Source organism: Streptomyces sp. ID05-39B, from assembly GCF_033794725.1.
GTDB classification, from domain to species: Bacteria; Actinomycetota; Actinomycetes; order Streptomycetales; family Streptomycetaceae; genus Streptomyces; species Streptomyces bobili.
The window spans coordinates 1-10,891 of the sequence record NZ_JARGEF010000259.1 but is presented as its reverse complement, the minus strand read 5'-3'; the positions used below and the strand labels follow the sequence as shown (position 1 = coordinate 10,891).

Below are 10,891 nucleotides of genomic sequence, written 5' to 3'. Positions count from 1 at the left end.
GAGCGGGGGCCAGGGGCGGGCAGGGGCTACTTGCTGTGGGCTCCGCCTCCGGTCCCGGGCTGTTCCTGTTGGGTCTTCCCCCGTCGCCGCAGGAGCAGCAGGCCGCCGGCGAGGGCGGTGATGCCGGTGGCGGCGGTCCAGGCGGCGAGGTCGCCGGCGCCGGTGGACGCGAGGCCACCGCTGTTGCCACCGGCGGGGGTGGCGGCGGAGCCGGGACCGGCGGCCGATCCGCCGGAGGTGTCCGCGACGGGGGCGGACGGGCTCGCCGAACCGGAGGGGGAGGCGGAGCCGGCACCGGCCGGCTTTCCCCCGCCCGCCTCCGCTCCCGCGCCGGTCACCTTGTCCCGCGTGAACGCCAGGGTCCCGAAGCCGAGTTGGTCGTAGCCGCCGCTGTTGGGGCCGTAGTCCCCGCCGCCGCCCTCGGGTGCGGCCTTGGCGGCGATGCGGGTGAGGTAGGGCGCGGACAGGCCCCGTCGCCTGGTGTAGTGGTTGGCGATCATCGCCCAGATGGGGCGGGTCATGGTGGGGTCGACGGGTGCGGCGTCGGAGGCGGTCTCGCTGCCGGACCAGCCGCCGATCGCGCCCTTCCTGCGGGTGTTGGCCGTGTAGGACACGTCACCGCCGAGGTTCCACTTGGCGACGTACTGGGCGCCCTTGAGGAAACGGCTGTCGTCGTAGCCGTACAGGTCGATGCCCTGGTTCCAGGCCATCTCGCAGACCGTGCCCATCAGGCCGACGCCCAGCAGGGCGTGGCCCTGGTCGCGGCCGGCCTCCAGCCACTCGGCGAGGCCGTCCTCGCCGACGACGGGGATGGCGTTGCGGACGGAGCCGAGCCCGGCGCCGTTCTTGAAGTACTCGACGACGCGCGTGACTCTCGCCTCGTCGTCGCAGAAGATGCCGGTGGCCAGGACGCACGCCATCGCGGTCAGGTCCCAGTTGGTCCAGTAGTTGGTGACGACCGCGTTGTTGTGGTCCTTCAGGAAGCTCTCGCTGACCGGGGCGAACACGGTGGTGAGCAGGGTGCGGAACCGGTCGAGTTCGAAGTCGTCGCGGTCGCGGACGAGTTCGGCGGCGTTGGCGATCTGGTAGCCGTACAGTCCGGCCGCGAGGAACCGGTCGGCGGAGCCCTCCAGCGAAGTGAGCCTCGACGACCAGGAGTTGAGGATCGCCACGGCGGTGTCGGCGTGGGCGGTGTCGCCGCCGACGTGGTAGCGGAGGGCGTTCTGGTAGGCCGCGTGGACGTCGTTGTAGAGGATCGCGTAGTTCTGCGGGCTGCCCGCGCCCCGGTACACGGTGGCCTGCGGATTGGCCGTCCAGCCGCTCTGCGCATGCCGGTTGGCGGTCAGCCTGGCGAACCCTGCGGCGTAGGGAGCGGCGCCGGCCTTCACCTTGGCGGCCATACGGCCCAGGTCGGCGCCGGTGTGCAGGAGGCCGGGGTGGGCGTAGCCGGAGCCCTGCGCGCTGCCCGCGGCCCGGGTGGCGCCGTGGGCAATTCCGGTGCTGAGGGTGATCGCACCGGCCGTCGCGCCGGTGGCCCTGAGCAGGCTCCGGCGGCTGATCTGTCGACGTCGAGTCTCATGCATGCCCCGGAGACGCGCGGGGGCGGGACCGATAACGAAAAGCGGGCGGTCCGGTTCCGGCCTGCGGCTCTCGCTACGGCTCTCGCTACGGCTCTCGCTACGGCTCTCGCTACGGCCGTCCGCGGCTGTCTGCGCGGCTCGCTCTACGCGCCCGTCGTCGACCCCGGCCGGACGATCATCAGGACGGTGACGGTCGCCCACAGCAGGTTGAAGATGCCGGTGAACATGGCCAGTTGAACGGTCGCCGCGCGGGTCGCCTCATGAGTTGTCCCATGAGTCGCCTCACGGGACACCGTGGTGCCGGTGCCGGTGCCGGTGCCGGTGCCGGTACCGGAGCCGTCGCCCGTGATGCCTTGCGCGAGGATCTCCTGCCGGGGCAGGACCAGCACGACGAGGACGAGCGCGGCCAGGACGGTCAGCACGACGGACACGATCAGCCAGGCGTCACCGAGCACGCCCATCGCGCCCGCCGTGAAGAACCCGAAGACGGGAACGGCGATGCCGACGCTGGCGTACACCCGGCAGATCCGGTGCAGCAGCTGTACGGTCTCGGCGGCGCGGGCGTCGTCCGGCGCGGCCAGGGCCCGGCGCGCGGCGGGCGGGAACATGCTCGCGGCGACGGTGACGGGACCGATCGCGACGATCGCGGCGAGGACGTGGACGGCGAGGAGGAACTTGGTCACGGGCCGACGCTAGGCTGTCCGGCCGATCTCGCAGAAGTGGCGGGAGTGCCAGGAGGCGACGGATTCTCGCCACGAGAGGGCATGGCAGGTGGGGTGGCTGTGACCGCGTTGTTCTCCTCTTGGGCGGTGTTGGCGGTTTCCCGTCGTATGCCTAGGATCTCGCCATGCACACCGTCGCCGTTCTGGCCCTGGACGGGGTCATCCCCTTCGACCTCTCCGCCCCCATCGACGCCTTCGGCTGGGCACGGCTGCCCGACGGCAGGGAGGCGTACCGGGTGCGGGTCTGCTCGCCGTACCCGTCGGGCGAGGTGAGCGCGGGAGCGTTCACGGTGCGGGCGCCGTACGGCCTGGAGGCCCTCGCCGAGGCGGACACGATCATCCTGCCCGGCGTGGCGGAACCGCCGGAGCGGCTGCCGGACGGCGTCACGGAGGCGTTGCGCGCTGCGGCGGAGAACGGCACGCGTATCGCGTCGATCTGCGTCGGGGCGTTCCTGTTCGCCGCGACCGGCCTGCTGGACGGCCTGCGGGCGACGACCCACTGGATCGCCGCCCGCGACCTGGCGGAGCGCTACCCGGGGATCACGGTCGACGCGAACGTCCTCTACGTCGACAACGGCCAGTTCCTGACCTCGGCGGGCGCCGCCGCGGCCCTCGACATGTGCCTGCACATGATCCGCGGGGACCACGGTTCGGCCGTCGCCGCGCAGGCGGCCCGTATGTCGGTCATGCCCCTGGAACGCGAGGGCGGGCAGGCCCAGTTCATCGTCCACGACCTGCCGCCGGCCCCGTCGGGGGCCACCCTGGAACCCGTCCTGCGCTGGATGGAGGAGCACTGCGACCGCGATCTCACCCTGGACGAGATCGCGGACCACGCGGGCATGAGCACCCGCACCCTCAACCGCCGCTTCCGCGAACAGGCCGGCACGACACCGCTGCAATGGCTGCACCGGGCGCGGGTCCGGCGGGCCCAGTACCTGCTGGAGACGACCGCGCACCCCGTGGAGCGGATCGCGGCCCAGACGGGCTTCGGCTCCCCGACGGCGTTTCGGGAACGGTTTCGCAAGGTTGTCGGGACGAGCCCGCAGGGGTACCGGCGGGCGTTCCGGTCGGGGGCGGGCGTCTCGGTGTCGGGCTGAGGGGGTGAGCCTGGGCGGGTCTTCTCAGGCCCGGCGGTCCGCCACCGCCCAGGAGGCCAGCGCGACGGCGCCCGCGACCCCGAAGACCGACGGCCAGGCGCCCACCTTCTTGGCCAGCGGGTGGGACCCGGCGAACGCGGCGACGTAGGCGACCGTCAGCGCGCCCGCGGCCTTCCCGCCCGCCCGCTGCCGCCACTGCCGCGCTGCCGCGGCCCCCGCCACGGCGAGTACGGCCCCGCCCAGCGGCCGCTTCTTCGTCCACCGGGCCACGCCGTACCCGCCGACGAGCCCGCCCGCGGCGATCACCGAGCTGGGAACCTGCACCTTCGCCATCACTGCTCCTCGAAATCGCGTCGCCCCGAAGTCAGTCCCCCAGAGGCTAATGCGAAGACCAGGCGTCCTGGCCAACCTGAGTCGAGGGTTCACCGAAACCCCGGGGGTCCCGGCCGCGGTACTGGCGTACCTGGCCGAGCACGGCCGTACGAGGCGGGTGCGGGCGTCGGCGGGGCTCCGGCCGCCAGGGCGTCCGGATAGTCGACCATGGCGGCGTACGGGCGCCGGTACCGCTCCGCGAGCCTGGCGTGGCTCACCCCGAGCCGGGGTGGGTGGCCTCCGGCTCGGCGAAGTGTACGGCCGTGCCGGCGGCCCCGTGCTGCCGGATGTTCTGGATGCCGGTGGCGAGGGTGATCCGTGGCTTCGCCGCGACGAGGGGACGCGGCGTGGCGCACTCCCGTGCTGCCGGCGAGCCGGCTCGCGCCGAAGCCGAGTTTCTCCATCTCGACTGCTGTCTCCGTGAGTTCACCGCCGCAGGCCGGGTCTTCCACCCGCAGTCCGCCGCTCCGGACGCCGTGCCGTCCCAGCCGTCCCACGCTCTTCGGTTTCACCACGCAAACGCCGACCGGCTCACGTCCATGATCCATTACGGACATCTCGGCGACATCAAAAGTGTCGCAACCATTGACGTCCCTCCTGCCTCAGCTTTACCTTCTGGCCGAAGTTACGCACAGTGTTCGCAATTTCGAACACGCCGGGTCGCCCCAAGATATCCGACACCGAGCCGCTCCCGGAAGGGAATTGTCGTGATCCCCACCCGCGCCCGTCGCTGGTCGACGCCCCGCCGCAGTCTGCTGCTGGGGGCAGCACTGCTGGCCCTGTTCGCCTCACTGCTGGCCGTCCAGACCATCCACACCGCTCAGTCTGCCGCCGCCGCCGACGGCAAGCCGTATACCAACCCGATCAAGTCCCAGAAGGGCGCCGACCCGTGGCTTGAGTACCACGACGGTAGCTACTACCTGGTGACGACCACGTTCACCAACAAGCTGCTCATGCGTAAGTCCGCCACCCTCGCGGGCCTGAGCACCGCCCCGAGCGTGGAGATCTGGTCGGACACCACCGCGGGGCGCAACGCCAACATCTGGGCGCCGGAGATCCACTTCCTGGACGGCAAGTGGTACCTCTACTACTCGGCCGCGCAGAGCGGTGTCGCCTGCTGCGACAGCCAGCGCACCCAGGTGCTGGAGAGCTCCGGCACCGACCCGATGGGCCCGTACACGCACAAGAACACCCTTGCCGGGTCGAACCTCACCCCCGGCGGCTGGCTCATCGACGCCAGCGTGCTGAAGCACGACAACCAGCTGTACCTGCTGGGCAGCGGCTTCATCGGCGGCAGCACGCAGAGCCTGGTCATCGCGCCGATGAGCAACCCGTACACGCTGAGCAGCTCCACCTTCTCGGTCATCGCCAGCCCCAGCCTGAGCTGGGAGACCTCCGGTGGCGCGGTCAACGAGGGGCCCGAACCGCTGTACCACGACGGGCGGACCTTCCTGACCTTCTCCGCCAGCCACTGCCAGACCGCCGACTACAAGCTGGGCCAGCTGGAGCTCACCGGCAGCGACCCGCTGCTCGCTTCCTCCTGGACCAAGAAGCAGACGCCGGTCTTCCAGCGCAATGACGCGGCCGGGGTCTTCGCCCCGGGCCACAACGGGTTCTTCACCTCGCCGGACGGCACCGAGAACTGGATCGTCTACCACGCCAACAGCACGGCGAACGGCGGCTGCGGAAACGGCCGTACGACCCGCGTGCAGAAGTTCACCTGGAACGCCGACGGCACCCCGAACTTCGGCACCCCGGTCGCCCTCGGCACGACCCTCGCCGGCCCCTCCGGTGAGACCGCGACCACCCCGACCGCGTACACGATCGTCAACCGCAACAGCGGCAAGTGCCTGGACGTCGAGAACGGCAACACCGCCGACGGCACCAACATCTTCCAGTGGAGCTGCACCGGCGGCGCCAACCAGAAGTGGCGTGTCGAGGACATGGCCGACGACACCAGTCGCCTGGTCAACGTGGCCACCGGCAAGGTGATGGACACCGCCGGCTGCTCCAGCGCCGACGGCGCCGACATCCGGCAGTGGTCCTGGCTGAACAACAACTGCCAGAAGTCGCGGCTCATCTACACCGGCAACGACTACGTGCGGATCGTCAACGCCGCCACCGGCAAGGTCGCCGACGTCACCAACTGCTCCGGGGCCAACGGAGCCGACGTACGCCAGTGGTCCTGGCTGAACAACAACTGCCAGCAGTGGCGCCTGACGCCCACCACGTGAACCAGGAGAAATCGACCATGAGACGTCTCGCCAGACGTGTCCTGGTGGCCGCGGCGGCAGCGTTCGCCATGCTCACCACCGTGACCACGCCCGCCCAGGCGGCGGCCCCCGCGTCCCCCGCGGTCACCTTCACCAACCCGATAGCCGAACAGCGTGCCGACCCGCACATCTTCAAGCACACCGACGGCTTCTACTACTTCACGGCCACCGTCCCCGCGTACGACAAGATCGTGATGCGCCGGGCCACCACCCTCCAGGACCTCGCCACGGCTCCGGAGACCACCATCTGGACCAAGCACGCCAGCGGTGAGATGGGCGCCCACATCTGGGCCCCGGAGATCCACTTCATCGACGGCAAGTGGTACGTCTACTTCGCGGCCGGCGTCTCCAACGACATCTGGAAGATCCGCCCGTACGTCCTGGAGACCAGCGCGGCCAACCCGCTCACCGGCACCTGGACCGAGAAGGGCAGGATCTCCCTGCCGCTGGACACCTTCTCGCTGGACGCCACCACGTTCACGCACAGCGGCACCCGCTACCTGAGCTGGGCGCAGAACGACCCGGCGGTCGGCAGCGGCACCAACATCTACCTGGCGAAGATGTCCAACCCCTGGACCATCAGCGGCAGCCCGGTGATGATCTCCAAGCCCACGTTCTCCTGGGAGACCGTCGGCTTCCGCGTCAACGAGGGGCCGGCCGTCCTGGAGAAGAACGGCAAGGTCTTCATGACCTTCTCGGCCAGCGCCACCGACGCCAACTACTGCCTCGGCCTGCTGACCGCCTCCGGCACAGCCGACCTCATGGACCCGGCGTCCTGGGCGAAGACCCCGACGCCGGTCTTCAAGAGCAACGACGCCACCGGCCAGTACGGCCCGGGCCACAACACCTTCACGGTCTCCGAGGACGGCAAGTCGGACATCCTTGTCTACCACGACCGTAACTACAAGAACATCAACGGCGACCCGCTCAACGACCCCAACCGCCGCACCCGCTACCAGAAGCTGTACTGGAACGCCGACGGCACACCCAACTTCGGCATCCCCGTCGCCGACGGCGCGACTCCGGTCCGTCTCTCCTCGTACAACTACCCGGACAAGTTCATCCGCCACTGGGAGTACCGCGCGAAGCTGGAGGCCAACGTCACCAACCTCGCCGACTCGCAGTTCCGGGTCGTCACCGGTCTCGCGGGCAGCGGCACGGTCTCGCTGGAGTCGGCGAACTTCCCCGGCTACTACCTCCGCCACAAGAACAACGAGGTGTGGGTGGAGAAGGACGACGGCACGACCCTGTTCGACGCCGACGCCTCGTTCTTCCAGCGGGCGGGCCTCGCCGACACCGCGGCCGGGGTGTCGTACGAGTCGTTCAACTTCCCCGGCCGCTACGTCCGGCACTTCAACAACCTGCTCTACACCCAGCCGGTCAGCACGGCCCTCGACCGGCAGGACGCCACCTTCTACAAGGAGTAGGACACACTGCAAGGAGTAGGACCGCTACAAGGAGCAGGTCCCGCCGATCGTCTGCCTGCGCGGCACTCAAGGGAGTGGCGCGCAGGCGCGTTCAAAGGTCGGACAGCACCGCCTTGAGGGTGGGCAGGTCGCGGGCGCGGGCGCGGATCTCGCCCACCCCGCCGATCAGGCCGGTGGTGTTGGCGAGGACCGTGTGCTCCAGGCCCGCCTTGGCGTACTCGCCGAACTGGCGGCCGAGTTCGTCGGCGTTGCCGACACGCAGCACCCGCTGCCTGGCCACCCTGGTCAAGGTCGCGGTTCTCCGACGCGGCCCCGCCCGGCTCGTGCACACCGGATGCCGCCACTGGCTCCGCTTCACCGCCCGATGGCCCTGGACCGACGAGATCACCCGAGCATTCGACCGGCTCAAGGCATTGCCGAACCCCTACTGACCAGCTATTTCGACCATCCCGACAACCCGAACCACCTCACCGCCAAAGCGGAACCCGGCACACTCACCCGACGCGACAGCCGGCCCTCAGCATTCCGCAGCCCCGAAGAGACCCCACCCCACAGACACGAAGTCCCCGCCGGCAAGCGATGCTGTTGGCGAATCCCGTCAAGCCAAGCAATTGGCAGATCCGGGCCAGAGACACGCCGTAGAAGGGGCAGATCGCCGGCCCATATCTGCCAATCAGCGTCCACCGAGCGGATTCGCCAACAACGTCGCAAGCTGCCGGGGACTCACGAATGATCGAGGCTAGTCACCGACGGGCCGCGCCGTACCCGCCGACGAGCCCGCCCGCGGCGATCACCGAACTGGAAACCTTCGCCATGTCTGCCTCCTCGAAGTCGCTCCGAGGCTAACTCCCGGACCAGGCGAGTTGGCCAACCTGAGTCGAGGGTTGTCAAGTTTCCTCCTCCGAGCTATATAAGAAGGCGTAGGGCATCGCACCGAAGAGTCTGAGGAGAGGAGTGGACTGTGATGCTCATGCGTACCGACCCTTCCCCAATTCTCGACTTCGCTCGAACCGGGCGATACCCCTATCGCGAATTCGACCGACTCGCGCAGCAGGTCTTCGGCACCGGCACCGCCGACCGTCCCGCCGCCATGCCGATGGACGCCTACCGGTCCGGGGACGACTTCCTCGTCCACTTCGACCTTCCGGGCATCGACCCCGAGACGATCGACCTGGACGTCGAACGCAACGTCCTCAACGTCCGCGCCGAGCGCCGTACCCCCGCCCCCGAGGGCGCGGAGCTGCTCGTCGCCGAGCGCCCGGCGGGCACCTTCACCCGCCAGCTGTTCCTCGGCGACACCCTGGACGTGGACCGCATCGACGCCTCGTACGAGGCCGGCGTCCTCACCCTGCGCATCCCCGTGGCCGAACAGGCCAAGCCGCGCCGCATCCAGATCTCGGGCGGCGACGGCGGCCGCAAGCAGATCAGCGGCTGACGCCCCGCCTCCCGTGGCCCCGGAGCCGGCACTCGGGGCCACGGGAGGCGCACACCGCACCGCACGGAACCACCGCACCGGACTCGGAGGAGGAGCCCGAACGATGACGACGACCGCGCAGACGCCGAGGACGATGATCCCGGCCCCGCAGCGGCCCGTACCCGCACGCCCGACAGCAAGGGAGGAGGACGACGGCCACCGCAGGCACGGGCACCGGAACGGGAACCGGGACTGGAGTGAACTGATCGCGGCCGTACGGGAGTCGGGCCAGTACCCGACCACCGCCGAGGCCGAACGCGTCACCCGCATCGTCCTCTCCGCGCTGGGCGGCCATGTCACCGGCGACGAGCGCGTGGCCCTGACCCGCGCGCTCCCGAGGGAGGCGGCGAGAGTGATCGCGTCCCAGATCCCGGCGACCCGCCCGCAGTCGGCGCAGGAGTTCGTCGACACGGTGGCGACCCGCATCGAGGGCGCCACCCACGCCACGGCCCGCTGGGACGTCAGCTCGGTCCTAGGCGTCCTGCCGAACCTGATCGGCGACGACCTGACCGACCGAATCCTGTCCCAACTCCCGCCGGGATACGCCCTGCTGTTCGGCCGAGCGGAACTGGCGTCCCGCACGTCCTGACCCGCCCCCCGGCCCGCCGCCGCCGTACGGCAAATCCGCTGGCGGCGGCAGCGGGGCCGGGGAGACGCTGTGGGCATCCGCCGAGCGACCACCAGGACAGGCAGGCCCCGGAGTTGACCGCGTACCTCACCACCCCCGACGGCACCCGCCTCGCCTACCGCGACCACACCCCGCCGCACCCGGACCCGACGGCACCCCCCGTCGTCCTCCTCCACGGCCTCGCGGGCCACCTCGGCGAATGGGACGACCTGACCGCCCGCCTCCTGACCGACGGCCACCGCGTGGTGCGCTACGACGCCCGCGGCCACGGCGACAGCACGCGCACCCCGGCCGACGTGACGAGACGGGCGGCGGTACGGGACGCCGTAAGCCTCCTGACGCACCTGTCCCTCCCGCCGGCGGTCCTCCTCGGCCAGTCCCTGGGCGGCCTGACGGCCCTGCTGACCGCGGCGGCGCACCCCTCGCGGGTGGCGTCCCTGATCCTGGTGGAGGCGGGCCCGGCGGGCCGTACGCCGGACCTGCCCGCGCAGATCGCGCACTGGCTGGACAGCTGGCCGACGCCCTTCCCCTCCCGCGCCGAGGCAACGGCGTTCCTGGGCCACGACAAGTGGGCCGACGGCCTGGACTGGCGACCGGACGGCGGCCACGCCCGAGTGGACCGCGACACGATGACCGCGACGGCGCAGGCACTCGCCCTCTCCCCGGACGGCTACTGGGAACAGTGGTCCCGGATCACCTGCCCCACCCTGGTGATCCGCGCCGAACGAGGCATGCTGCGGCAGGAGGAGGCGGAGCGGATGCGCGCCCACCGCCCGACAGACACCACCCTGACGACCGTCCCGAACGCGGCCCACGACGTCCACCTGGACAACCCGACCGCGCTCTACGAGGCGACGCGCACCCACATACGACACCTCGACCCCGAGCCCGCGGAGCACGCGAGGTACGCCGAGTACGGCCGCGCCCTCGCCGAGGCCCCACCCTCCGAGGAACCGGCCCTGATCCGCCGGATCCTCACCGACCCGGACCGCCAGATGGCCATAGCGGCGGTGATCCGCCACCTGGACCGGCGGGGCGAGGCCCTGCACGCCTCCCCGTCCGCCGACTGGCAGAACTGGACGGACGGAGTCCGCCAGGCCCTGGGCCCGACCCCGCCGCCCTTCCTCCTCACCCGCCTCAGCGAGTGGACCCACATCCACACCCTGACCACGTCCGACACCTGGGACCCGGCGACCCTGACCGCGGCCTCGGACTGGCTCCAGCGGAGACTCACCGAGACCACGGGGGTTCCGGCCGCCGTACTGGCGCACTTGGCGGAACACGGCCGTACGCGGCGGGTGCGGGCGGCGGCGGGGAG

Annotated in this window: 10 protein-coding genes; 6 read left to right on the top strand and 4 right to left on the bottom strand. The window is 70.7% G+C overall.

Translation table 11 applies throughout. The features are described 5' to 3' along the window. Positions 1–26: 26 nt before the first annotated feature. Positions 27–1,583, bottom strand: coding sequence for an alginate lyase family protein (locus P1P75_RS34835; protein ID WP_319263041.1), 1,557 nt, complete (start codon positions 1,581–1,583; stop codon positions 27–29). Positions 1,584–1,723: 140 nt separating this feature from the next. Continuing rightward, on the bottom strand, positions 1,724–2,263 hold the full coding sequence (locus P1P75_RS34830) for a hypothetical protein (protein ID WP_319263039.1): 540 nt from the start codon (positions 2,261–2,263) through the stop codon (positions 1,724–1,726). Positions 2,264–2,427: 164 nt separating this feature from the next. Between P1P75_RS34830 and P1P75_RS34825 the strand changes: the two genes are divergently transcribed. After that, positions 2,428–3,399, top strand: a complete 972-nt coding sequence (locus P1P75_RS34825; protein ID WP_319263038.1) for a helix-turn-helix domain-containing protein — start codon at positions 2,428–2,430, stop codon at positions 3,397–3,399. Between the two features lie 24 nt (positions 3,400–3,423). Here the strand turns inward: P1P75_RS34825 and P1P75_RS34820 are convergent, their stop codons facing one another. Next, positions 3,424–3,732, bottom strand: a complete 309-nt coding sequence (locus tag P1P75_RS34820) for a hypothetical protein (protein WP_319263037.1) — start codon at positions 3,730–3,732, stop codon at positions 3,424–3,426. 746 nt (positions 3,733–4,478) lie between these two features. On the opposite strand from P1P75_RS34820, the gene P1P75_RS34815 reads away from it, so the two are divergent. Next, positions 4,479–6,005, top strand: coding sequence for a family 43 glycosylhydrolase (locus P1P75_RS34815; RefSeq protein WP_319263035.1), 1,527 nt, complete (start codon positions 4,479–4,481; stop codon positions 6,003–6,005). A 17-nt stretch (positions 6,006–6,022) separates the two neighbouring features. Continuing rightward, positions 6,023–7,471 (top strand): family 43 glycosylhydrolase, encoded by a 1,449-nt coding sequence (locus P1P75_RS34810; protein ID WP_319263033.1) that lies wholly within the window; start codon positions 6,023–6,025, stop codon positions 7,469–7,471. A 91-nt stretch (positions 7,472–7,562) separates the two neighbouring features. On the opposite strand, the gene P1P75_RS34805 is transcribed toward P1P75_RS34810, so the two are convergent. Then, a complete protein-coding gene (locus P1P75_RS34805; RefSeq protein WP_319263031.1) occupies positions 7,563–7,751 on the bottom strand; it encodes a hypothetical protein in 189 nt (62 codons plus the stop codon). Between the two features lie 684 nt (positions 7,752–8,435). Between P1P75_RS34805 and P1P75_RS34800 the strand changes: the two genes are divergently transcribed. From P1P75_RS34800 to P1P75_RS34790, 3 genes are all read left to right on the top strand, one after another. Then, a complete protein-coding gene (locus tag P1P75_RS34800) occupies positions 8,436–8,906 on the top strand; it encodes an Hsp20/alpha crystallin family protein (protein ID WP_319263029.1) in 471 nt (156 codons plus the stop codon). Positions 8,907–9,009: 103 nt separating this feature from the next. Continuing rightward, positions 9,010–9,534, top strand: a complete 525-nt coding sequence (locus P1P75_RS34795) for a DUF2267 domain-containing protein (protein ID WP_319263027.1) — start codon at positions 9,010–9,012, stop codon at positions 9,532–9,534. A 113-nt stretch (positions 9,535–9,647) separates the two neighbouring features. Further along, the coding region (locus tag P1P75_RS34790; RefSeq protein ID WP_319263026.1) for an alpha/beta hydrolase at positions 9,648–10,891 on the top strand (1,244 nt) is incomplete at its 3' end.

Coding starts and splice junctions, on each gene's coding strand:
- P1P75_RS34835 (WP_319263041.1), bottom strand. CDS start 1,583: ATGCATGAGACTCGACGTCGACAGATCAGCCGCCGGAGCCTGCTCAGG.
- P1P75_RS34825 (WP_319263038.1), top strand. CDS start 2,428: ATGCACACCGTCGCCGTTCTGGCCCTGGACGGGGTCATCCCCTTCGAC.
- P1P75_RS34820 (WP_319263037.1), bottom strand. CDS start 3,732: ATGGCGAAGGTGCAGGTTCCCAGCTCGGTGATCGCCGCGGGCGGGCTC.
- P1P75_RS34810 (WP_319263033.1), top strand. CDS start 6,023: ATGAGACGTCTCGCCAGACGTGTCCTGGTGGCCGCGGCGGCAGCGTTC.
- P1P75_RS34800 (WP_319263029.1), top strand. CDS start 8,436: ATGCTCATGCGTACCGACCCTTCCCCAATTCTCGACTTCGCTCGAACC.
- P1P75_RS34795 (WP_319263027.1), top strand. CDS start 9,010: ATGACGACGACCGCGCAGACGCCGAGGACGATGATCCCGGCCCCGCAG.